The sequence below is a fragment of the Cryobacterium sp. Hh38 genome, assembly GCF_004403235.1.
Taxonomy (GTDB): domain Bacteria; phylum Actinomycetota; class Actinomycetes; order Actinomycetales; family Microbacteriaceae; genus Cryobacterium; species Cryobacterium levicorallinum.
This window is the reverse complement of sequence record NZ_SOHD01000007.1, coordinates 46,532-68,011: the sequence shown is the minus strand read 5'-3', so window position 1 is coordinate 68,011 and position 21,480 is coordinate 46,532. Positions and strand designations below refer to the sequence as shown.

At 65.6% G+C, this 21,480-nt stretch carries 21 protein-coding genes; 5 read left to right on the top strand and 16 right to left on the bottom strand.

Annotated features, from left to right (window positions below; translation table 11 throughout):
• Positions 1-5: 5 nt before the first annotated feature.
• Positions 6-1,352, top strand: coding sequence for an aminotransferase class III-fold pyridoxal phosphate-dependent enzyme (locus E3T41_RS02565; RefSeq protein ID WP_092450086.1), 1,347 nt, complete (start codon positions 6-8; stop codon positions 1,350-1,352).
• Between the two features lie 159 nt (positions 1,353-1,511).
• On the opposite strand, the gene E3T41_RS02560 is transcribed toward E3T41_RS02565, so the two are convergent.
• The 4 genes from E3T41_RS02560 to E3T41_RS02545 all read right to left on the bottom strand — a co-directional run bounded on the left by E3T41_RS02560 (position 1,512) and on the right by E3T41_RS02545 (position 4,630).
• Positions 1,512-2,234 (bottom strand): hypothetical protein, encoded by a 723-nt coding sequence (locus E3T41_RS02560; protein WP_166791485.1) that lies wholly within the window; start codon positions 2,232-2,234, stop codon positions 1,512-1,514.
• 231 nt (positions 2,235-2,465) lie between these two features.
• Positions 2,466-3,599 (bottom strand): hypothetical protein, encoded by a 1,134-nt coding sequence (locus E3T41_RS02555; RefSeq protein WP_134477221.1) that lies wholly within the window; start codon positions 3,597-3,599, stop codon positions 2,466-2,468.
• Positions 3,596-3,955: a PadR family transcriptional regulator gene (locus E3T41_RS02550; protein ID WP_092450092.1), complete on the bottom strand. Its 360-nt coding sequence runs from the start codon at positions 3,953-3,955 to the stop codon at positions 3,596-3,598. The genes E3T41_RS02555 and E3T41_RS02550 overlap by 4 nt, the downstream gene beginning before the upstream one ends.
• Before the next feature lie 195 nt (positions 3,956-4,150).
• Positions 4,151-4,630 carry an OsmC family protein gene (locus E3T41_RS02545; RefSeq protein WP_104131308.1) on the bottom strand — a complete coding sequence of 160 codons (480 nt, stop codon included), beginning with the start codon at positions 4,628-4,630 and terminating at the stop codon, positions 4,151-4,153.
• A gap of 93 nt (positions 4,631-4,723) precedes the next feature.
• On the opposite strand from E3T41_RS02545, the gene gabT reads away from it, so the two are divergent.
• Together gabT and E3T41_RS02535 are read left to right on the top strand one after the other, a co-directional pair.
• Positions 4,724-6,091: a 4-aminobutyrate--2-oxoglutarate transaminase gene (gabT, locus tag E3T41_RS02540; RefSeq protein WP_092450096.1), complete on the top strand. Its 1,368-nt coding sequence runs from the start codon at positions 4,724-4,726 to the stop codon at positions 6,089-6,091.
• On the top strand, positions 6,072-7,088 hold the full coding sequence (locus E3T41_RS02535; protein ID WP_134477218.1) for an asparaginase: 1,017 nt from the start codon (positions 6,072-6,074) through the stop codon (positions 7,086-7,088). Before gabT ends, E3T41_RS02535 begins: the two co-directional genes overlap by 20 nt.
• Here the strand turns inward: E3T41_RS02535 and E3T41_RS02530 are convergent.
• Entirely contained in the window at positions 7,079-7,483 is a 405-nt protein-coding gene (locus E3T41_RS02530) for an FAD-binding protein (protein WP_092450100.1), read from the bottom strand. The two genes, E3T41_RS02535 and E3T41_RS02530, sit on opposite strands and share 10 nt — an antisense overlap.
• On the opposite strand from E3T41_RS02530, the gene E3T41_RS02525 reads away from it, so the two are divergent.
• Positions 7,384-7,989 (top strand): FAD-dependent oxidoreductase, encoded by a 606-nt coding sequence (locus E3T41_RS02525; protein WP_370256975.1) that lies wholly within the window; start codon positions 7,384-7,386, stop codon positions 7,987-7,989. The genes E3T41_RS02530 and E3T41_RS02525 overlap by 100 nt on opposite strands.
• On the opposite strand, the gene E3T41_RS02520 is transcribed toward E3T41_RS02525, so the two are convergent.
• Genes E3T41_RS02520 through E3T41_RS02505 form a run of 4 tightly spaced genes read right to left on the bottom strand, consistent with a single transcriptional unit; the run spans position 7,986 to position 12,121 of the window.
• A complete protein-coding gene (locus tag E3T41_RS02520; protein WP_174775271.1) occupies positions 7,986-8,792 on the bottom strand; it encodes an ABC transporter permease in 807 nt (268 codons plus the stop codon). The genes E3T41_RS02525 and E3T41_RS02520 overlap by 4 nt on opposite strands.
• Positions 8,789-9,706 (bottom strand): ABC transporter permease, encoded by a 918-nt coding sequence (locus E3T41_RS02515; protein WP_134477215.1) that lies wholly within the window; start codon positions 9,704-9,706, stop codon positions 8,789-8,791. The genes E3T41_RS02520 and E3T41_RS02515 overlap by 4 nt, the downstream gene beginning before the upstream one ends.
• Before the next feature lies 1 nt (position 9,707).
• Complete coding sequence (locus E3T41_RS02510) at positions 9,708-10,907, bottom strand: ABC transporter ATP-binding protein (RefSeq protein ID WP_104131312.1); 1,200 nt, start codon at positions 10,905-10,907, stop codon at positions 9,708-9,710.
• Complete coding sequence (locus E3T41_RS02505; RefSeq protein ID WP_092450108.1) at positions 10,907-12,121, bottom strand: PotD/PotF family extracellular solute-binding protein; 1,215 nt, start codon at positions 12,119-12,121, stop codon at positions 10,907-10,909. Before E3T41_RS02505 ends, E3T41_RS02510 begins: the two co-directional genes overlap by 1 nt.
• A gap of 220 nt (positions 12,122-12,341) precedes the next feature.
• Here E3T41_RS02505 and ald point away from each other — a divergent pair, with 220 nt between their 5' ends.
• Positions 12,342-13,457, top strand: coding sequence for an alanine dehydrogenase (gene ald / locus E3T41_RS02500; RefSeq protein WP_092450110.1), 1,116 nt, complete (start codon positions 12,342-12,344; stop codon positions 13,455-13,457).
• On the opposite strand, the gene E3T41_RS02495 is transcribed toward ald, so the two are convergent.
• From E3T41_RS02495 to E3T41_RS02465, 7 genes are all read right to left on the bottom strand, one after another.
• Entirely contained in the window at positions 13,454-16,384 is a 2,931-nt protein-coding gene (locus tag E3T41_RS02495; RefSeq protein ID WP_134477212.1) for an FtsK/SpoIIIE domain-containing protein, read from the bottom strand. The genes ald and E3T41_RS02495 overlap by 4 nt on opposite strands.
• 108 nt (positions 16,385-16,492) lie before the next feature.
• A complete protein-coding gene (locus tag E3T41_RS02490; RefSeq protein WP_134477209.1) occupies positions 16,493-17,071 on the bottom strand; it encodes an FHA domain-containing protein in 579 nt (192 codons plus the stop codon).
• A gap of 11 nt (positions 17,072-17,082) precedes the next feature.
• Positions 17,083-17,436 carry a zinc ribbon domain-containing protein YjdM gene (locus E3T41_RS02485; RefSeq protein ID WP_134477206.1) on the bottom strand — a complete coding sequence of 118 codons (354 nt, stop codon included), beginning with the start codon at positions 17,434-17,436 and terminating at the stop codon, positions 17,083-17,085.
• Positions 17,437-17,459: 23 nt separating this feature from the next.
• A complete protein-coding gene (locus E3T41_RS02480) occupies positions 17,460-17,993 on the bottom strand; it encodes a hypothetical protein (protein WP_134477203.1) in 534 nt (177 codons plus the stop codon).
• Positions 17,990-18,373 carry a PadR family transcriptional regulator gene (locus E3T41_RS02475; RefSeq protein ID WP_134477200.1) on the bottom strand — a complete coding sequence of 128 codons (384 nt, stop codon included), beginning with the start codon at positions 18,371-18,373 and terminating at the stop codon, positions 17,990-17,992. Before E3T41_RS02475 ends, E3T41_RS02480 begins: the two co-directional genes overlap by 4 nt.
• Positions 18,374-18,525: 152 nt before the next feature.
• Positions 18,526-20,406, bottom strand: a complete 1,881-nt coding sequence (locus E3T41_RS02470) for an HNH endonuclease signature motif containing protein (protein ID WP_134477197.1) — start codon at positions 20,404-20,406, stop codon at positions 18,526-18,528.
• Positions 20,407-20,642: 236 nt separating this feature from the next.
• Positions 20,643-21,446 carry a PP2C family serine/threonine-protein phosphatase gene (locus E3T41_RS02465; protein ID WP_104133212.1) on the bottom strand — a complete coding sequence of 268 codons (804 nt, stop codon included), beginning with the start codon at positions 21,444-21,446 and terminating at the stop codon, positions 20,643-20,645.
• Positions 21,447-21,480 lie beyond the last annotated feature (34 nt).

Here is a 21,480-nt window from a genome sequence, read left to right as displayed (position 1 = left end):
GTCGAATGACTGCAACGTATTCGGTGCCCCAGCAACGCAAACTCGTCACGGCTCTTCCCGGCCCCAAGTCGGTTGAACTGCAGGCCAGGCGTGAGAAGACCGTCGCCCGCGGCGCCGGCACCCTCGCCAATATCTATATGGACCACGGCGCCGGAGCCATCCTGGTCGACGTCGACGGCAACCAGATCATCGACCTCGGCTGCGGTATCGGGGTGACCACGATCGGTCACGCGCATCCGGATGTCGCGGCGGCAGCATCCGCTCAAGCAGCGAAGCTGACCCACACCCTGTTCACGGTCACGCCGTACGAGAATTATGTGGCGGTGGCGGAGAAGCTCGCGGAGATTACCCCCGGCGACTTTGAGAAGCACTCGATTCTGGTCAACACCGGTGCCGAGGCCGTGGAGAACGCGGTGAAGATCGCCCGCAAGTTCACTGGTCGCCGCGCCATCGTGGCTCTCGACCACGCCTTCCACGGCCGCACCAACCTGACCATGGCGATGACCTATCGGCCCTGGCCGGAGCGAGCCGGCATGGGCCCGTTCCCCGGTGAGATCTACAGCGTGCCGACGAGCTACCCGTTCCGCGACGGCCTGAGCGGGCTCGAAGCGGCCGAGAAGACCATCGACTACATCACCACTCACATCGGCGCGACCGAGATCGCGGCGTTCTTCGTCGAGCCGATCCAGGGCGACGGTGGCATCGTTATTCCCGCGCCCGGCTACTTCCAGCGCATCCGCGAATTCTGCACCGAGAACGGCATCGTCTTCGTAGCCGATGAGATCCAGGCCGGCCTCGCCCGCACCGGAGTCTGGTACTCGATCGAGCACCACGATGTCGTGCCCGACCTGGTCACCACGGCCAAAGGCATCGCCGGCGGATTCCCGCTCGCCGCCGTCACGGGACGTGCCGACATCATGGATTCCGTTCAGCCCGGCGGTATCGGCGGCACCTTCGGTGGCAACCCGGTCTCGACCGCGGCCGCCCTCGCGGTGTTCAACCTGATCGAGCGCGACGACCTGCTCGGCGAAGCCAAGCGAGTTGAGAAGGCGCTGCAGGCGCGCATCGGCGACTGGGCCGAGAAGTTCTCCATCGTCGGTGAGGTGCGCGGCAAGGGCGCCATGTTCGGCGTCGAGCTCGTGCACCCCGGCACCAAGAAGCCCTATCCCGAAGCGCTCACCGCCGTGATCAAGCACGCGACCACAAACGGTGTCATCGTGCTCGATGCCGGCAGTTGGGACTCAGTGCTGCGCATCATGCCGAGCGTCGTGATCTCCGACGAGCTCATCGACGATGCCGCGACCGTGATCGAAGAGGCCCTCACCGCCCTGGTGGCCGCCTACCCCGCGTAGTAGCCAGCGGCGTCGTTCCTGCGTCGCCGAGCCGTGAGTTTCCAGCACCGACCCGTGAGTATCGGCCCGTTTTCGCCCAGAAATGGACTCAAACTCACGGCTCGGTAACGTGGGACGCCTCAAACTCACGGGTCGGCGGCTCCCTGACGCTTGGGACGACTACAGGGGCGGGCTCGTCACAATGCGCGTCGTACAGCCCAGTTCGCCGGGCTCGATCCAGGTGGGATCGTAGCCCCAGAACTCCACCACACCATCGGCACCGCGCCCTCCCACGATGCACTCGCGCTCCGCCGAAACACCGACGGCAGCCAGGAGATCGCCATCGACGGTATCCGTGTCAACCGTCACGAAGTCCTGCGGGAAGGCGGCGCGCACGTCTCCGTCCAGGCTGGTGGGTGATGCTGCGGCGAGAACCGCGGCGAGAACGTCCTCGGCGTTGTCGGGCAGAGTAGGGAACGGCACCGCAGAGGGCATCATGATCTCCGGGTCGTTCGGACAGGCGATGCCATGGCGGAGTACCGGGTTCGGCCGGACAAAGACCTCATAGCGGAAGCACTTCGTGGAACTTGCAGACTCGTGGCCGGATCCGAAATAGCCAGTCTCAGCCTCAACGTCGACCCGGATGCGAACCTCGATGCGGGCGCCGGCGTCGTCCCGTGAGTTTCCACTCCACGCCAGTGTGTCCGCGTAGACCGTGGAACCGCGGCCAGACGAGTTCAGGTCTGGGATGTAGGTTGCCGCGAACCACTCCGCATCGCGCACCCGCGACACCGGCGAGTCCAGTTGGTCGGTGAGTGCGTCAGCAACCTGGTTGACCGCCGTGCCGGCCACGCGCTCGCCGGCGGTACCGCAGCCCATGAGGGCAAGAGCCACCACCATCATCCCTGCACCCGTGACGAGCCATCGCGCTCGCGCAACTGTGCAGCTGTGCGCCCCGTGGGCGGCGTGTCGACTCATGGTTCCCCCTCGTGCCACCCTAACCCGTGCCATCCTGTCAGGTCGAGGTTCGCGCCTATTCGCCCGTGGCGGCCCACGCAGTTATGTCAACGGACTGGGTGGGCGGCAGGTCGACGGCCGACGGGCTGATGACGGTCTGTACCTCGGACCGGCGCATCATTGTTCGGCCGTCGGCGCAGCGGATGCCGTCGGTCCCGGCGACAGCGTGGGCGCGGCTGACGGTTCCGGCGATAACGCGGGTGCCGGCGTGGACGACGACTCTTCCACCGCCGGAAGCTCGACCAGCGGCCGCACCTGGGCGAACGGGAACGGCGCGGGCGCGGCATCCGCTTGGAAGGCCTGCCCGAGATGGTCGTAGGTGTAGTCGACATCGTCGGAGGTCACCAGCCGCAGCGGGAACACATTCCAGCCGCCGCCGCCCGGCACCAGCAGGCTCGGCATGACCATATCCTTGTCGCCGGCGGCATCAAACTGGGTCAGGTAGTTGGTATTGACCGGGTCGTTGACCACGTTGAGCGCGCGGCCGTCCTGGTCGAACAACTGCACGTCGGTGAGCGGCTGGCCGTCGGCGTCATAGGCGAACACGTTGGTCACTCCCTGGCCGTTCTGCATCAGTCCCGGCGTTGGCGCCGGGTTGTAGTCCACGTACGCACTGTTCTGCGCTCCGGCATTGTGCGCCGTGGCCAACAGCACGATCGGCAGAACGAGAACCGCGCACACGCTGACCAGGGCACGAAAACGTGGAAGCCAGCGCCAAGGCAGCCACCGGCCACGACCCCACTGCACACTCAGAATCACGAAAGCCGCGAGCACGACCCACCGCAACGGGTCGGTCGGCACCGTGCTGATCCCGCCGCCTGCGAGGACTGCGACGACCGCATAAACAACCCAGCCGCGCAGCACCCACCACACGGGGCGCAACACCAGCAGAAAGTCGAGCAGCGCCGCACCGGCGACACTCGAGCAGATGCGCCGCGCCGCGCCAGCCCGCGCCTCGCCGATCCTGATGCGCAGCCGGCCAAGCCGCGGCACCCGGACTTCGGGCGTCGTGCCCCGCACCGGAAGCCCGGCAGCGCCGCGCAACTCGTCGGCATAGGCGACCGGATCGCCGAGATCGACGTTGGGCGCAGCCGCATCGCCGGCATTGACGTCGGCGGCCTGCTCCGTGAGGTCGGCCTCGAGGCCGTCGGTGAGGTCATCGACATCGTCGGCCGGCAGGTCGCTCAGTGCCGATCGCACGGCCGCGGCGAACTCACGAATGGACTGGGGAGTCGTAATTGTTTCGCTCATGTGTTGTCACCGATCGGGCGTAGGTGGGCGGTGGGTTTCGGCTTCTCGAGCAACTGGGTGAGGGTATTTGCGAAGTGGGTCCAGTTCGAGCGCTGTTCGGCGAGCATGGCCCGGCCGTTCGCGTTCATTCCGTAGTACTTGCGGTGCGGCCCGCCGTCCGACGGCACGACATAGCTCGACAGCGCCCCGGCGCTGTACAGCCGGCGCAGGGTGCCGTAGACCGACGCGTCACCGACCTCATCGAGTCCGGCGGCGCGCAACCGACGCACAATGTCATAGCCGTAGCCGTCGTCGTCGACGATCACGGCCAGGACGGCCATATCGAGCACCCCCTTCAGTAGTTGGGTGGTATCCATCGGTATCTCCTTCATCGGTCGGGGCGCACACGCAGGCCTTCAACGGATCCCACACTACTACGCAAACCGCAGTACCGTGCCATGCAGAATCTTGGTCCCCGGCCGAGCCGTGAGTTTCAACCACCGAGCCGTGAGTTTGAGGCCATTTCAGCGCTGAAATCGCCTCAAACTCACGGCTCGGCGACGCACTACGCGTCAGGCGACCGTGACCGGCTCGTGCCCGACCGGAAAGTTCACCGACGCCGCGATGAAGCATGCGAGGGCGGCCTCGGCGTGCAGCGACTGCGCGAACTCCACCTGTTCGGGGTCGGTAATAGTCACGCGGGGCCGCAGGGTGACCGCCGTGAAGTGGCCACCGCCGGCCACCTGTTCCATGGTGCCGACCGGGGCATCCGTATACGCCGTCACCGTGATTCCATTGCGGACCGCCACGTGCAGATACGACAAGAGGTGGCACTGGCTGAGCGCCGCGAGCAGCAGCTCCTCCGGATTCCACCGGTCGTTGTCACCGTGAAAGGTCGAGTCGGACGAGCCCAGAATCGGCACCTTCTCAGCGGATGCCCGACCGGCCGGTGAAATCAGATGGTCACGTCCATAGGCCTTGTAGTGGCTGGTTCCGGTGCCGCGATTGCCGGTCCACTCAACCCGCACCGCATATTCGTGCACTCCGTTCATGCTTCTCCCCTTGCTCTCAAAGATTCTTGCAGGCGAACTCAGGAACACCGCGCCCATGGTCGGTACAGCACTATTAGGTACAGTAGGGGAATCATGACTGACACCCTCACAAACTCTGCCACCGCCACCGCGTACTCTGTCACGCAAGAACGAAAGATCGTCACGGCCATCCCCGGTCCGATCTCGGCGGCGTTGCATGAGCGGCGTCGGGCGGTCGTCTCCGACGGGGTCAGTTCCATGCTGCCCGTCTACATTGCCAAGGCCAACGGCGCGATTCTGGTCGACGTGGACGGCAACCAGTTCATCGACCTCGGTGCCGGCATCGGTGTGACCACGATCGGCCACACCGAGACCAGTGTCGTCGCGGCCGCCGTCGAACAGTCCCAAGACTTCATCCATACCCTGTTCACCGTCACGCCGTACGAAGAGTACGTTCGCGTCGCCGAGCTGCTCGCCGAGCACACTCCCGGTGACTTCGCCAAGAAGAGCGTGCTCATCAACTCCGGCGCGGAAGCCGTTGAGAACGGCGTGAAGATCGCCCGCAAGTACACCGGCCGTCGTGCCGTCGCGGTGCTCGACCACGCCTACCACGGCCGCACCGTGCTGACCATGGCCATGAATTACAAGGCCATGCCGTACGCCACCGGCTACGGCCCACTCGCCAGCGACGTCTACCACGCCCCGAGCTCCTACCCGTATCACGACGGTCTGTCCGGCGCTGAAGCGGCTGCTCGCACCATCGCCTACCTCGACAAGGTGATCGGGGCATCCGATCTGGCCTGCCTGGTCGTCGAACCCATTCAGGGCGAGGGCGGTTTCATGGTGCCAGCGGACGGCTACCTGCCCGCGCTCCAGAACTGGTGCACCGCCAACGGTGTCGTAATGATCGCCGATGAAATTCAGAGCGGCATGGCCCGCTCCGGCAAGTACTACGCGAGCGAGCACTTCGGCTGGATCCCCGACCTCGTGCTCACCGCCAAGGGCATCGCCGGCGGCTTTCCGCTCGCCGCCGTCACCGGCCGCGCCGACATCATGGACGCCTCCCAGCCCGGCGGGCTCGGCGGCACCTTCGGCGGCAACCCCGTCTCCTGTGCTGCGGCGATCGCCGTGTTCGACGCGATCGAGGCCAACAACCTGCTGGCCGAAGCGCAGCGCATCGAAAAGTCCCTCACCGCTGGCCTGACCGCACTGAAGAACAAGTACGACATCATCGGCGAGATCCGCGGTCGCGGCGCCATGATGGCGATCGAACTCGTGCAGCCCGGTACCGGCGACACGACGAAGGTCCCGAACGCCGCTGCGGTGACCGCCATCTCCGCCTACGCGAGCCAGCACGGCGTGCTGCTGCTCACAGCCGGAACCTACGGCAACGTGCTGCGGTTCCTGCCGAGCCTCGCGCTGTCCGATGCTCTCATCATCGACGCCCTCTCGGTGATCGACGATGCGATCGCCGCACTCTAACGTGACCACTGAAACCTTCACGGTCAACGATTCCGTCGAACTCGCCGTCGTCGAACGCAGCGGGTTCGTCGAATCCAGGCACGCCGGTTCGGCGATCGTGCTCGGTACCAACGGTGAGGTGCTGCGTGCCCTCGGCAATGTCACCAGCCCGGTCTTTCCGCGCTCGGCGATGAAACCGTTTCAGGCTGTCGCGGTCATGGCGAGCGGTGTCGCCCTGCGGGGAGCGGATGCTGCGATCGCGACCGCGAGTCACATCGGTACGCCAGAACACGTCGCACTGGTGCGCGGGCTGCTCAGCCGGGCCGGAGTACCCGAAACGGCGCTCGCCTGCCCGGCCGCCTGGCCGATCGACTCCGCCGCGCGGGACGCCCTGGTGCGACTCGGAGCCGGCAAGGCTCCGGTATACATGGAATGCTCGGGCAAGCACGCGGCGATGCTCGTCGCCTGCCAGCAGAACGGCTGGGCGATCGAGGGTTATCTGCAGCCGGAACATCCGCTGCAAAAACGCATTCTCGACGTGCTCGAACGGTTCACCGGCGAACGTCCGCTGGTCTCGGGCATTGATGGCTGCGGCGCGCCCGTGCACGCCATTTCGCTTACCGGCCTGGCCCGCGGCATCGCCCGCATCGCCACGAGCAAGTCCAACTCGCCGTTTGCGATCTACCGTGAGGCCGGTTTTCTGGCCGAAGCGGTGCGTGCCAACGGGTGGGTCGTGGCCGGCCCCGGGCACTCCGACAGCATCGTCATCGACCGGCTCGGCCTGTTCGTGAAGGGCGGTGCCGAGGGCATCATGGTGGCCGCCGCCGAAAACGGCACCACCGTGGCGCTGAAGATTCTGGACGGTAACCTGCGCGCCGCAGCGGCCGTCGCCGTAGGTCTGCTCGCCGACTCCGGTGCCATCAAACGAGCGGATGTAGATGAGTTACTGCCCGAGCTCGGACTCACCGTGACCGGCGGTGGCCGGCCGGTCGGGGAAATTCGCGCCAGCTACGTCTGACCGGGTTCGGAACGGTCGGGCGCAATCACGTTGAGGGCGCCCGGCCCGACGTCGCCGGGGATCCCCAGCTGACACGCAAAGTCATTGCCCCGACCGACCGGGACCACGCCCAGGCCGCCGACCACCGAGCTGCCGCCGCCGAACGGAACCAGGACTATTCGATGCTGCGAGCACAGCGTGATGATCTCGACCACCTGCTCGTGACTGCCCGCAGTCACGATGGCGTCCGGGGCAGCGTGCCCGTCTCCGGAGCGCAGCCGAATCAGATCGGGGGTGGACTTGCCGCCGGTGTTCCATACCCGAGCCTCAGCATCGATCGTCACGTTGCTGGCGCCGACGATGTCGAGCAGAGCTGGGAGGAAACCTCCGCGCAGATCGCTGCCCGGCAGGCGCACCCCGCAGGGATTCCGGCCGCGAGCGCGAACTGGCCGAAGCGGCTGACGGCCGGGTCATCGACCTGCTCGTCGTCGGCCTCGGCGTCACCGGGGCCGGGGTGGCCCTCGATGCGGCGACGCGTGGGCTCACCGTCGTGGCCGTCGACGCGCACGACCTGGCCTTCGGCACGTCACGGTGGAGTTCCAAGCTGGAGCACAGGGGGCTGCGCTACCTCGCCAACGGCCAGCTCCGGGTGGCCAGGGAATGCGCCGTCGAACGCGGCATCCTGCTGACCCGCACGGCGCCGCACTCGGTGCATCCACTCCCGATGGTGTTACCGCTCGGCCCGATGGTAGCGCCGGAGCAGGGTGCCATCGGGGCGGTCGGCCTGCGACTGGGTGATGCACTCCGAGTGGGAGCGCACACGCCGCGCGGCGCGCTGCCCGCACCGCGCCGGCTGTCCCCGGCCGAGGCGCTCGAGCTGGCGCCGGAGCTCCACCGCCAAGGCCTGCGCCCTCGCGACTAGCTGGGCCTGGCCAGGCGCCGCGCCTTGGCCGCTCCCGTCACCTGCACCGTCACGACCACGACGATGGCAATGATGAACACGGCCGAGGCGAGCACGTTGGCCTCAGCCGGGATGCCGCGGGCCGCCGAAATGTAGATGTATTTCGGAAAGGTCGACACCGCGCCGGAGTTGAAGTTCGTGATGATGAAGTCATCGAAGGACAGGGCGAACGACAGCAGAGCGGCCGCGAGAATACCCGGCAGCAGCAGCGGAAAGGTGATGCGGGCGAACACCTGCGCGGCCGAACCGTAGAGGTCGCGACCGGCCTCTTCGAGCGCCGGGTCGAGGCTCGCAACCCGGGCCTTGACCGTGACCACCACGAAACTGATGCAGAACATGGTGTGCGCGAGAATGATCGTCAGCATGTCCTTCGGCACCCCGACCGACAAGAACTGTGCGGCCAGTCCGGCACCGAGCACGACCTCCGGGGTCGCCATCGGCAGAAACAGCAGCAAGCTGGTCTGGGATCGAAACTTGAACCGGTAGCGCACGATGGCGATCGCGATCATGGTGCCGAGCGTGGTCGCAACGATGGTGGCGACAGCCCCGATGAACAGGCTATTGCCGAAGGCCTGGCAGACGGCTCCGTTCTGCAGATTGCAGACGTTCAGCCACTTGTCGAAGGTGAAGCCTTGCCAGGTGATGTTCGACTTGAGCGAGTCGTTGAAGGAATAGACGAAGGTGTACCCGATCGGAATCATGAGGAACAGCAGGGCCAGGGCGCTGTAAACGGGCAGCAACCATTTGCCGAGGGAGACTTTCACAGCAGCTCCTCCGTTCCGGATCGTTTGACGTAGATGCTTACGATCACCAGGATCACGGTCATCAGAATGATCGACAGGGCCGCAGCGGCGGGAAAGTTCTGCAGCACCAGAAAGTTGGCTTCGATCACGTTACCCATCATCTGGGTGCCGGTACCGCCGAGAAAGTCCCGGCTGGCGTTGATATAGTCGCCCGCCGCCGGAATGAAGGTGAGCAGCGTGCCCGCGACGATACCGGGCATCGACAGCGGGATGGTGACCTTGCGGAACACGTGGAACGGGCTCGCGTACAGGTCGCTGCCGGCCTCAAGGTAGCGCACGTCAAGCCGCTCCAGGGTCGTGTAGAGCGGCAGGGTCATGAACGGGATGAAGTTGTAGGTGAGACCGAAGATCACCGAGAACGCGGTGCCGGTCACGTGCGCTTCCGGCGCCAGCAGCGACAGGGCCTTGAGCGACTGAACCACGAAGGACTCGTCCGAGAACAGCTGCTTCCAGGCCAGGGTGCGCAGCAGAAAGCTGATGAAGAACGGCGCGATCACGAGAACGAGCATGAGGCTCTGCAGCAGCGGCCATCTTCGCGCCTTGACCCCGATGAAGTAGGCCAGCGGGTAGCTGATCAGAAGCGCGAAGAACGTCGCCGCGAGCGCGTAACTGAACGAACGCACAATGTGCGGCCAGTAGGTCGTGACCACTTCGACGTAGTTCTGCCAGCGGAAGGCGTAATGGTACTGACCAATATCACCGAACTCCCGCGGCGCCTGGAACGAGGTCAGCAGCAGCGACACCAGCGGGGTGAGAAAGAACAGCACCAGATAGAGGATGCCCGGTAGCAGCAGAAACAAGGCTACCGGGCTGCGGCGCCTGGCGGCCGGATCGGCGGACGGCGCGGTCGTGGATGAGAATGCGGCAAAGGCCATCTCAGGCCTCCTCGAGCTCCGTGAGCAGCGATGACCGACGCTGCTGGGCGATTGTCTTGGTGTCGAGGTCGGCTTCGAATCTCGGACTCTGGGCGGGATCGTCGTCGAGACCGAAGCCGTGGTCGACGTTCCAGCTGAGCCAACAGGTGGCACCGACGTGCGCGGCCGGGCCGAAAGCCATGTTCTGGGCAAATACCACCAGGGTGCCGACACCCGGCACATCGACCAGGTACTGCGTGCTGACCCCGCTGAACGACACATCGATGACCCGACCGGGGCCCATCACGTTGCGGCCGGGGTCCTGGAGCGGTGCTTCAGCGTGCAGGGTGAGTTTCTCGGGACGCACTCCGATGGTGACTTCGCCCGACACTCGGTGCGCTCGCTCCAGCGGCACCACGATCTTCTGCCCGGAGACGTCGACGGCGATGGCGGTACTCGTGGTGCCAACGACCGGACCTGTGAACAGGTTGGACTGGCCGAGAAAGTTAGCGACGAACGCGGTCTTGGGCAGTTCGTAGAGCTGCTGCGGCTCACCCATCTGCTCGATTCGGCCCTTGTTCATGACCGCGATGGTGTCGGCCATGGTCATGGCCTCCTCCTGGTCGTGGGTCACGTGCAGAAAGGTCAGGCCAACCTCTTCCTGGATGGTTTTCAACTCGAGCTGCATCTGACGCCTCAGTTTGAGATCGAGGGCGCCGAGCGGCTCATCGAGCAGGAGCAGGGCCGGCCGGTTGACGATCGCGCGGGCCAGCGCCACGCGCTGCTGCTGCCCGCCGGACAGCTGCTGCGGTTTACGGTGGGCGAGGTGGTCGAGCTCCACCAGGAGCAGCGCCTCGTGCGCCTTGGCCACGGGGCCTTCGATTTTGCGTCGGCGCAGCCCGAAGGCGACGTTCTCCAGCACGGTCATGTGCGGAAACAGCGCATAGCTCTGGAACACGGTGTTAACCGGACGCTGGAAGGATTTCTGATTCGTCACATCCGTTCCACCGATCAGGATGCGGCCGCTGGTCGGTTCTTCCAGTCCGGCGACGAGGCGGAGGGTCGTCGTTTTTCCGCAGCCGGAGGGGCCCAGCAGCGCGAAGAATGATCCGGCCGGAATGGTGAGGTTGAGATTTTCAATGGCGGTGAACCCGGGGAAACGTTTTTCAATGCCGACCAGTTCCAGGTCAGCACCACGATCGGCGAACGCACCGACGGCCATCAGGCTGCGCCCAGCAGGATCGCTTGGAACTGGGCGTTGAACGTCTGCTCTTCGGTGCCGTCGAGACCGCGGAAAACGTAGGCGTTGGCGAGGGTGGCATCGTCGGGAAAGATCAGCGGGTCTTCAGCCAACGCCGGGTCGATGGCCATCATGGCTTCCTTGGCACCGGCGACCGGGGTGATGTAGTTGACGTAGGCGGCGACCTCGGCGGCAACGGCCGGGTCGTAGTAGTAGTTGATCAGCTGTTCCACGCTCTTTTTGGCGGGCGAGCCGATCGGCACAACGAAGTTGTCATTCCAGAGGGTGCCACCTTTCTCAGGAACGATGAAGCCCCATTTGTCGCCGTTTTCGGCGTTAAGCTGCACGATGTCGCCGGACCAGACGATGGCGGCGAGGGTGTCTTCGTTGGCGAGGTCTTCCTTGTAAGAGTTGCCCTTGATGTTTCGGATCTGACCGTCGGCGACCTGCTTCTTGAATTCGTCGATGGCCGCGGTGAACTCGTCTTCGCCCCAGTCGCCGGAGATGTCGACGCCCTGGTCGAGCATGATCAGGCCCATCGTGTCGCGCATTTCGGAGAGCACACCGACGCGCCCCTTCAGGTCGGGAGCCCACAGGTCTTCGACCGATTTGAGTCCCTGGGGATACTTCTCCTTGTTCCAAGCCAGGCCTGCGAAGCCACCCTGCCACGGCACACTCATGGCCCGCCCCGGGTCGAAGTCGACGTCCTGCAGCGACGGCAGCAGATTGGCCAGGTTGGGAATGTTGGCGTGATCGAGTTCCTGGGTGTAGCCGAATCGGATCATGCGGCTGACCATCCAGTCGGTCAGGCAGGCGACATCGGCACCGATGTCCTGGCCGAGGGCGAGCTGGTCCTTGACTTTGCCGTAGTAGGAGTTGTTGTCGTCGACGGCCTCGGTGTACTTGACCGAAATGCCGGTCTGCGCCTTGAACGCCGCAAGCGTTGGGTAGCTGCCGGCGTCGTCCACATCAATGTAGAGCGCCCAGTTATCCCAGCGGATGGACTTGTCGGTGGCCGAGGTGTCGGCCGCGGCGGTGGGTTTGGCCGTGGCGCCGGAGGAACACGCGGCGAGCGCGAACGCGGTGGCACCGGCACCGGCCCCGGCCAGCAGCGTTCGACGACCCAGTTGCGAGTTCTGCGCCTGACGAATGAGCTGGCGGATCATGGGATCAGCGGGCAGCGGCTTGGACTTCATCTGGTTCTCCTAGCATTTTGGGCACGCGCACGGTCAAGGCTCACGACGTTGCGAGTTGGTCGATAGTTGCACATATCGGCGGTAATTACACCTAAAAGTGTTCAAAGCATTGATTTTGGAACCGATTTGTCACGAAATCAGCACATACTTGCAATATTCGCCCGCGAAATCGTCGGTTCACCGAGACTAGGGTGGTGGCCAGGAGCGAGAGAGGAACACCATGAGAATCGCAGTTCCCACCGAGATCAAGAATAATGAATTTCGGGTCGCGATCACCCCGGCGGGGGTGCACGACCTGGTGTCGCACGGTCACGAAGTGATGGTTCAGGCCGGTGCCGGGGTGGGGTCCTCGATCCGCGATGAGCAGTATCGCTCGGCCGGTGCGACGATTCTGCCGGACGCCGCGAGCGTCTGGGCGGCCGCCGACCTCCTGCTCAAGGTGAAAGAACCGGTAGCGAGCGAATACGGCTATTTTCGGGCCGATCTGGTGCTGTTCACCTACCTGCACCTCGCCGCCGAACCCGACCTGACGCGGGCCCTGCTCGCGAGTCAGGTCACCGCGATCGCCTACGAAACTGTGCAGTTGCCCTCCCGCGCGCTTCCGCTGCTCGCGCCCATGAGCGAGGTCGCCGGTCGACTCGCACCCATTGTGGGTGCCAATGCCATGCTCAAACCGAACGGTGGCCCCGGCCTGCTGGTGCCAGGGGTTCCCGGCACGCATCCGGCCAAGATCGCCGTGCTCGGCGGCGGTGTCGCCGGGACCGCTGCGATGCAGGTGTCGCTCGGCCTCGGCGCGGAGGTGACCGTGCTCGATACGAATCTGTTTCGGCTGCGTGAGATCGACGCCCTGCACTTCGGCCGGGTCAAGACCATCGCCTCGAACAGCTTCGAGATCGACAAAGCTGTCATGGAGGCCGATATGGTGATCGGTTCGGTGCTCATTCCCGGCGCGAAGGCCCCCAAGCTGGTCAGCAACGAGCTGGTGTCACGCATGAAATCGGGCAGCGTGCTCGTGGACATCGCCGTTGACCAGGGCGGCTGCTTTGCCGACAGCCATCCGACCACTCACGCCGACCCCACCTTCACCGTGCACCGATCCCTGTTCTACTGTGTCGCCAATATGCCCGGCGCTGTGCCGCACACCTCGACCTATGCCCTGACGAATGCGACGCTGCCGTATGTGCGGGCCCTCGCGACGCTCGGTTGGCTGAACGCGCTGCGCGCCGATGCCGCGCTGGCGCAGGGACTCAACGTGTTCGGCGGCCGCCTGATCAGCGCCCCGGTCGCGCTCGCCCACGGAATGACGCACCGGCCGCTCGCCGAGGTGCTCCTCTAGCTGCTCACTTGGCCGCCGTCCGGTTCTGGCAGGATCGCCCGGGTCAGGTCACCGTCGGGGTGCAGCACCCACACTCGTCCGCGCCCGGGAGCCAGCGGCGGCGGCAACTGACGGCTGTGGCTGACCATCCGAAAATCCGACAGGCCGCACCGATCGAAGACGATGCTGGCCCGGCTGCCGGCAGTCTGACCACGCAGCCGGGTCAGCAGGGTCCAGTGCGCCTGCCACGTTTCGGCGTCACCGACGACGACCAGCCGGCCGGGGGCATCCGTTTGACCGGTTTCGACGCTGATCAGGGCGGATGCTGCCGGCGCGGTCGTTCCCGCCAACTCCACCACCGGCACCCCCAGCACAGCGCGCAGTCGCGCGGCGGTGCGCGCCGGAGATGACGATACGACGAGCAGCGGGCCGTGTTCGGGCAACTGTGCGGTCGACCGGGCGAGCGGGGTGAGCTGCAACGGCAACGGCGCCAGCAGTTGCACGCGGGTGTTGTGCCAGACTCCCCCGCCGGCCGGCAGGGTGGCGTGGTAGTTGGCCGACAATCCGCCCGCGGCGAGGTGATCCTGCACGCTGGGGAGCTTGAGCAGCAGTGTGCTCGGGCAGAGTGAGGCGAGTCCGGGAACCGTGCTGGTCAGCCGCTGCACGGCGACGACGAGGTGCACGCCGGCGGCAGGGCCGTCGCGCAGCAACCCGGTGAGCAGATCGGCGGCGGCAAGTCGATGATCCGGCTGCCAGCGCGCCAAGACCGAATCGAAGTCATCGAGCAGCAACAGTCGCGGCAGCGCTGCGGTCTGCTGCCCGCTTTCTATGAGCGCGCTCACCCGTTCCAGTGCGTCCCAGGTCGCCTCGACATCAGCGCTCACTCGATCCACGGCAACCGGGGCATCACCCGGACATTCGGCCACCCGAGCGAGGTGGCACAGCAGCGTGGACTTGCCCGAGCCGGACCCGCCCACGACGAGCAGGTGGCCATCGAGCTCGGGAACGTAGGCGAACACCCGGTACCGCTGACTGTCGGGTTCGTCCAGCAGACCGAGGGGGTAGCCGGGAGCCGGAGCACCCTCGCCGGCGATCCGGCGCAGATCGGCCTCGGTCACCAGCGTCGGAAGCGCATCCAGCCACGGGCGCCGCGGTGCGGTGCCGCCAGAGAAACGCGCCGCAATCTCCAGAATGTCGCTTTCGCCGGTGGAGGCGACCTGGCAGAGCACGGGCTCGGCGGTATCGGTGGCGATCACGCACCGGCCGGGTTGATTCGGATCCAAGGTGGCCGCAGCATCCGTTCCGACCAGGGCCTGGCTGTCAGCCCGGTTGTTGACCCGCAGAGACAGATGCAGACTGCAGTTGGCCATCAGGGCATCACGCACCACCCCGGCCGGTCGTTGAGTGCACAGAATCAGGTGCACTCCGAGCGACCGCCCGCGCGCAGCGATGTCGACGAACAGGGCGTGCAACTCCGGAAAGGCCCCCAGCATGGTCGCGAATTCATCGACAACGATGACCAGCCGGGGCAGCGGATGCTCGAGTTCGGTCAGATCCCGCGCGCCAGCCGTGCTGAGCATCCGCTCTCGAAAGCGCAGTTCGGCCCCCAGACTGGCCAGGGCGCGGGCAGCAGTCTGGGAATCGAGGTCGGTGATGAGCCCGACGCAGTGCGGAAGCCTGCCGAGGGGCGCAAACGCGGCACCGCCCTTGAAGTCAACGAGTAAGAAATTCACCTGGTCGGCTGAATGGGCTGCGGCCAGGGACGCCACCCAGGTCGTCAGGAGCTCACTCTTGCCGCTGCCGGTCGTGCCGCCCACGATGGCGTGCGGTCCGGCTCGCACCAGATCGATGTGTACCGGCCCTGCGGGTCCGACTCCGATCACGCAACCCAGGCCGGTCGGGGTGACCGAGGACGGGTCGGCGGCGGCGGTTACGGCGAGCAGGTCGGTTAGGGTAACGCCGACCGGGATCGCCCCGGCTGAAGTGACGAGGCCGGCATCTCTTGCCTGCCGGGCGAGCGCCACCGCAAAGTCGGCGGCCGCGGCCCGGGTCAGCAGTTCCGGGAAGAAATCGATGGCCGGCGCCCGATTCGGCGATCGGATCAGCTGCGCTCGGCCGGGACCGATCACCCGCACGACGGTCCCGCAACCCGGCGGCAGATCGTCGAGCCGGGTTGCGACAGCGACCAACAGTCGCCCTTGGCCGAGATCGCGCGCGGTGCGGGCAGGCGTTCCCGCCGTCGCCTGATGCAGCACTATGCATCGAGCCGCTGGTGACACGTCGTCGTGTGGAAACGCGGCTGCCCACTCCCACCCGGGGCCGGGGTCCAGATCCAAGCCAACGTCGGTCGGCGGCAGCGCAAAGCACAGTTGTACGAGCACCGCCCGAGCCAGGGCTTCGGGAAGGGGCGCAGCACCCACGATGCCGAGTCCGTGCATCAGGTCGACGACGATCGGAGCGTCTTTGATGGTCGCGGCCCAGTCCCGAAGTTCTCGATGGTCGTTCGGGGAGGTCGCCCCGCCCAGCCGTATGCCACTCGGAGCCGGGCCACAGCCCAGGGTGACGAGCGTGGCATCCGTTTGCCTCCAGCGCGCGGCAGCGGCACGGCCGAGCACGATGTCCCTGGCCGAGGGAGTCTGCTGCCAGGCGGACTCCCTCCAGCGGGCCTGGCGTTCGGTGATCGCCAGCCGAAGCACCGTGACGGCCTCGGCCTGTGCGGCGGTTTCGGTCCGGCGGCGTTTGCGCCCGGTGCGCCGCGCGTCGACCATGCTGGCGACCGCGATGAGCGGGCTGAGTACGGCGAAGATCAGCGCGAACGCTGACCCGGTGATCGACCAAATCAGGCCGGCGGCAGCCAGTGGCGCCACGGTGGCGAAAAGCGGAAATCCGGCCGGTGGCGGCGCGGCCGACGCTGGCGGCAGGCTGAGGTTCTCGTCAACGGTCGACACAGGACCATCAGAGCAGAGGATCAGCTTCACGCGGGCAGTGCGAGAGCCATCCGTGCGTAATCTGCGTCCGGGTCACCGGTGGAGGAGTGACCCGCCGCGGCTAACGGTTCAGGCGACGGTGAATGAGTGGTCGGCGATCTCGACTCGCGTGCCGCGCGGCAGCACGTAGCGTCGTCCCGGTTCGAGCGGCTCGGCCGTTTCGCCGGGCCGGCGAATGACGGTGCCATTGCCGGAGACCCGGTCGCTGACCCAGAATTCGCCGTCGTGCTGGCCGAACTCGAGGTGAGTCTTGGAGACCGAGCGGTCAGCATCCGCTACCCGAATGAGGTCGTCGAAGATCTCGTCGGGTTGAGGCAGGGGCTTGCGCCCGATTAGGCCCGACCCCTGCACGGACACTTTCCGACCGGTGCTGAAGGTCAAAACGAAGGTCGCGCTGCTCGGCAGCGTCGATGCTGCGGGGGGAACGTTCGTCACTGCGGCGGCCGCGCGCACCGGCACGGGCACGAGTGCGGGAATCGGAACGGAGATGATCGTGGCCTTGTGCGGGAGGCGCGCGATGATGGTCGTGTCGTTCGGGCGCGGATCCGGGCGCTTGCGGGATTCCACGGTGGCCGATCGGGAGCTACCGCACTCGCCGCAGAACATGGCACCAACCGGCAGCCAGGCACCGCAAATCTGACACGTCACGACCGGCTCACTTAAACCTTCTTGACCACACTGGACTTGAGCTGCATGAAACCGAAACCGTCGACCTTGCAGTCGATGTCGTGGCCGTCGACCGGGTCGACCAAGCGAATGTTGCGCACCTTGGTGCCGACCTTGATCGACAGTGCCTGACCCTTGACCTTGAGGTCCTTGATGATCGACACGGTGTCGCCGTCCGTCAGGATGGTACCGAAGGCGTCCTTGACGACGGCTTCCTGCTCTTCTTCAACCGGTTCATTCGACCATTCGTGGGCGCAGAGCGGGCAAACCAGCAGGGCGCCCATCTCGTAGGACAGGTCACTAGAGCATTCAGGGCACGGAGGCAGGGTCTCATTCACTCGTTCCATAATACGCGACTGCCCTGGGCCGACTATCGGCGACCGATCCGCACGCGCCACAGCCGCCCGGCGATGATGGCGGCAACGACCATGACCATCAGCGGAATGTAGGCAACGGCAGAGGAGGCTTCCCAGCCGATGCCGATTCCGGACTCACGATTGAAAGCCGATACCGGCAGCCCGAGGAAGTAGGACTCGGCCGACTCCGCTCCGCTGGAGATCAGGGCCGACAGCATGCCGGCCGTGTAAACGAAGGCTAGGGTCCACCAGAGCACCAGCAGGCCGGTGAACCAGTAGATTGCCCGATTCCAGGATGGCCGGTTGCCGCGGCCGTCTTCGGCGAAGCTTCGGGCCAGGGCGCGGGGTGAGCCAAGCGAGTCGAGCGCAGTGTCGATGCCGCGGGTTGCGGCATCCGCTTTGATATTGTCGCGAATCTCCCGCAGAATCGATCGACGTTCGCGCAAGGACACGCGTTCTTCAAGCCAGAGGTCGAGCCGGAACAGGTAGGACTCCCGGCGACGCCAGACTCCGAACGTGGATTGGGTCTCGGTGGTTTGGGTGTTCATTTCTGATCCTCTCGGAGTGGTTCTTCTGCGGGGGTGGCAGTCTGGCCGGTCTGCACGATGGCGATGAGGGCATGCCATCGTGCCGTCGCCAGCGCGAGAGTTGCATCCCCGGCCGGGCTAAGTGCGTAGTACTTGCGGGCCGGGCCAGCCGTGGACGCCACCAGGCAACTGGTGAGCGAGCCGTCCTGCTCGAGCCGCGACAACACCGGGTAGACCGTGCCGGTCGAGAGGTCGCTGAGCCCAATGTTCTGCAGCCGCACCACGAGTTCATAGCCGTACGACTCAGCCAGACGCAGTTGGCTCAGGATTAGCATGGGCAGCACCCCGCGCAAGGACTGCGCGTCTTGCGGCAAGGCCGGCGTGTTCGGTGTGGGCGTCATGACTACTACCCTAGGACTGGTAGTAGGCAATACCTAATAGCGGTGCATGCCAGCAATGTACATGTGCAGGACGGATGTGTTTGCGGTCTTGCATGAGGTTGAGACCGAAGCCGAGGCCGCCGCGAAGCACGGTCAGTATCGCCGCTCAGCGGTCAGAACGGTAGCGGATTAGAGTCGTCGAGGTTCCAGTCGAGGTTCCAGTCGGTGTTCGAGGGGGTGTTCCAGGGGTCGGGCGGCGGTGGGGCTGGTGGTTCGGGTGGGACTGCTGCCTGTTGTTGTTGCGGTGGGTTGATGCGGGTGGCGGGGTCGGTGGCGTAGTGCTTGCCGGCGGGGCTGGTCCAGTGGACGGTGCCGTCGGGATCGGCGGTGGCTTTCCAATCGGAGAAGTGCTTCAGGTTGTGGTGGGCGGGCGAGAGGAAGTGGAGGTTGGTGGCTGTGGTGGGGCCGCCGAATTGTTTATCTATGGTGTGGTCAAGGTCAGAATGGCCGGCGGAGCGGTTGCAGCCGGGGAAGCGGCAGGTTCCATCGCGTAGGCGCAGGTATTTCTTCAGCGCCGCCGGCACGCGGAACGGGGTGGAGCTGACGTCGAGGACGATGCCGGTGTGCGGGTGAGTGAGGACGCGCAGAAAACTCGTCGCGGTCCCAGCCAGCCGGCGGGCCGTCTCCGGATCGATCGGCCCGTACCCTTCGAGCTCGCCGGGTTCCTCACTCTGACCCATCAGGGTGAGGACGGGGACGGTGATGTTGACGTTGGCGGTGAGGCCGGCGCCGAGGCCGCTGCCGGTGACGCCCTGCTGGAGCAGGTCAATGGCGGCATCGGCGCGGAGTTGGCTGAGGGTGCGGGGCTCATCGGGGCCCTGCAGACTGATCGCAGCATCGGTGACGCGGGTATAGATACTCTGCACGTCGTCGCCGGCCGCCCGCAACCACAAGGTCGCCATGCCGTCCTTGTCGGGGAAGAACTGCACCCGGCGATCGGCCAGACACCGGGTGCGGCGAACGGTGATGCTGTCGGGGTGGAACCGCTCCCGCAGCTTGCGAGCTTTTCCATCGAACTGCGTCGCGGTGAGTTTGCGAGCGTGCGGCAGCAACACCGCCTCCAACTCGGCGCGGGCGGGCTCGGAGACGGAATCGAGCTGGTCGAGCAGCCGCTGGGCATGCCGCAGGGAGATCTCCCCAGTGCGGAGAGCATCGAGGGTCTCGGGCCGGGACTCCACCAGCACCCGGCTCTCCCGCAACAGGCCAGACGCGGTCCCGGCCGGGATGCGCAGCGCACAGGCCATTTCGGCGACCAGGCCCTGCTGAGCGGCGAAGGTCGCATCCCAGTCGTGCTCATGCTGCGAACCGGCCTGGGGACACCCGGTCTCAGCACTGTTAGTGGTGTAATCCCACGCCTCAGTCAAGACCTCAGCCTTACTCGCCTGCGCCCACGCGATCACCTTCTCCAGGTAAATCACCCGGTCGACGAACTGCGCCTGGTGCCGCTGGAACGGACTCAGCACATCCGCGGGGCCACCAGGGGCCATGCCGGGTTGGTCCGGGTCAGCCTCAACCGGGTCAGCGTCAGCCGGGTCAGCCTCGCCACGGTCAGTGTGACGCTCGTCAGCGGTGCATCCGTCCGGGATGAAATCGTCCGGGAGAAAATTGTCCGCGAGGTAATTCGTATACAGGAACTCCTCGCGGAGGTCCTCATCGAAGAGATGCTCGGGCGGCACCGCAGCGAACACCTCGGTCAGATCGAGGTCGGCCGGAATGGTCGGGCCGTCAATCAACTCCGGGCGGCCAGGCACCGGGCTCAGTGCTGCCGGGCTCACCGGTTCCAGGTTGACCGGTTCCGGATCGACCGGGTCGGTGACCTCGTACGGGGCGCAGTCTCCGAGCCCCTCGGCAATTTCAAACCGCCAATCAGCCTGACACTGCGCCCAGAACACCTCGAACTCGGCGCGCTCCTCGGGTGTGGACGGCGGGTAGTCGTGAGCCGCGAAGAATGGATCGACACGGCCCGGCTGGGGAGTATCGCCGCTCTGGCTCATAGAAGAAGTATACCAAAACCATGCGCCAGAGTCGAGAGATTCTCAGATATGTTTGGATTTCTGTGCGAATATGCATTCGGGCCGACCGTGCGTTGTCGAGAACGGCTCAGCCCAGTCCACGGCGGTCTCGGCAAGCTCGACCAACGGAAAGAGTCGCGTTCCACAAACAGGCCACGTTTGGGAAGGCACGCTCCGGCACCCACAAAAGATCGCTTGGAAGCCCGAACGCGGGCCAATTAGTCCGTGGGTGCCTCGTAGGGGTCGACCGCCAGCACGTCGACCACGATCGCGGTGACGTTGTCGCGACCACCGTTTTCGAGGGCCGCGTCGACCATCGCTGAGACGGCATCCGCTGCCAGCTTCTTTTCGAGCAAAAAATGACGAATACCGTACGAGGTCAGTTCCTTGGTGAGCCCATCTGAGCAGACCAGGATACGCATGCCGACCTGGATCGGCAGAATGCGATAGTCGGGAATAGGCGGTTCGTGAAAGCCGACCGCCCGGGTGATGATATTGCCGTGCGGGTGCACGTCGGCCTCTTCGCGGGTAATGCGCCCCGCATCGACGAGTTCCTGCACGACCGAGTGGTCGTTGGTGATCTGCTCGAGTACACCGTTGGACAACTGATAAACCCGGGAGTCGCCGATGTTGAAGACGATCCAACTGACGGCATCCGAAACCAGGGCCAGTGCAACCCCGGTCACCGTTGTTCCGGTGCCCTGGTCGGTGACTCCGACACCCTGCGCCATATCCTCGACGGCCAGCACGAGGGCGCGGTCAATCGAACCGGCCTCGGCGACGAGCGTTCCGGACAGCTCGGCCAGCCTGGTGACGACGGCGGCACTGGCGACATCGCCGGCCGAATGCCCCCCCATACCGTCGGCGACGGCGAACAGCGGTGGCGCGGCGAGCAGGCTGTCTTCGTTGACCTCCCGGCGATGACCAACGTCGGTCAGGGCAGCCCACGCCAGCGTTAACGACGTACCAACGCTGGGCAGTTCGACACGAAATTCGGTCGAACCTTGACCAATCTGGGTCACGGGTAGTGCCTTCCGAGTGTGGGGCGCGAAGCCG

Coding starts and splice junctions, on each gene's coding strand:
- E3T41_RS02505 (WP_092450108.1), bottom strand. CDS start 12,121: ATGAAGTCCAAGCCGCTGCCCGCTGATCCCATGATCCGCCAGCTCATT.
- E3T41_RS02515 (WP_134477215.1), bottom strand. CDS start 9,706: ATGGCCTTTGCCGCATTCTCATCCACGACCGCGCCGTCCGCCGATCCG.
- E3T41_RS02535 (WP_134477218.1), top strand. CDS start 6,072: ATGCGATCGCCGCACTCTAACGTGACCACTGAAACCTTCACGGTCAAC.
- E3T41_RS02480 (WP_134477203.1), bottom strand. CDS start 17,993: ATGAACACCCAAACCACCGAGACCCAATCCACGTTCGGAGTCTGGCGT.
- E3T41_RS02485 (WP_134477206.1), bottom strand. CDS start 17,436: ATGGAACGAGTGAATGAGACCCTGCCTCCGTGCCCTGAATGCTCTAGT.
- E3T41_RS02470 (WP_134477197.1), bottom strand. CDS start 20,406: ATGAGCCAGAGCGGCGATACTCCCCAGCCGGGCCGTGTCGATCCATTC.
- E3T41_RS02555 (WP_134477221.1), bottom strand. CDS start 3,599: ATGAGCGAAACAATTACGACTCCCCAGTCCATTCGTGAGTTCGCCGCG.
- E3T41_RS02560 (WP_166791485.1), bottom strand. CDS start 2,234: ATGATGGTGGTGGCTCTTGCCCTCATGGGCTGCGGTACCGCCGGCGAG.
- ald (WP_092450110.1), top strand. CDS start 12,342: ATGAGAATCGCAGTTCCCACCGAGATCAAGAATAATGAATTTCGGGTC.
- E3T41_RS02565 (WP_092450086.1), top strand. CDS start 6: ATGACTGCAACGTATTCGGTGCCCCAGCAACGCAAACTCGTCACGGCT.
- gabT (WP_092450096.1), top strand. CDS start 4,724: ATGACTGACACCCTCACAAACTCTGCCACCGCCACCGCGTACTCTGTC.
- E3T41_RS02550 (WP_092450092.1), bottom strand. CDS start 3,955: ATGGATACCACCCAACTACTGAAGGGGGTGCTCGATATGGCCGTCCTG.
- E3T41_RS02510 (WP_104131312.1), bottom strand. CDS start 10,907: ATGGCCGTCGGTGCGTTCGCCGATCGTGGTGCTGACCTGGAACTGGTC.
- E3T41_RS02475 (WP_134477200.1), bottom strand. CDS start 18,373: ATGACGCCCACACCGAACACGCCGGCCTTGCCGCAAGACGCGCAGTCC.
- E3T41_RS02545 (WP_104131308.1), bottom strand. CDS start 4,630: ATGAACGGAGTGCACGAATATGCGGTGCGGGTTGAGTGGACCGGCAAT.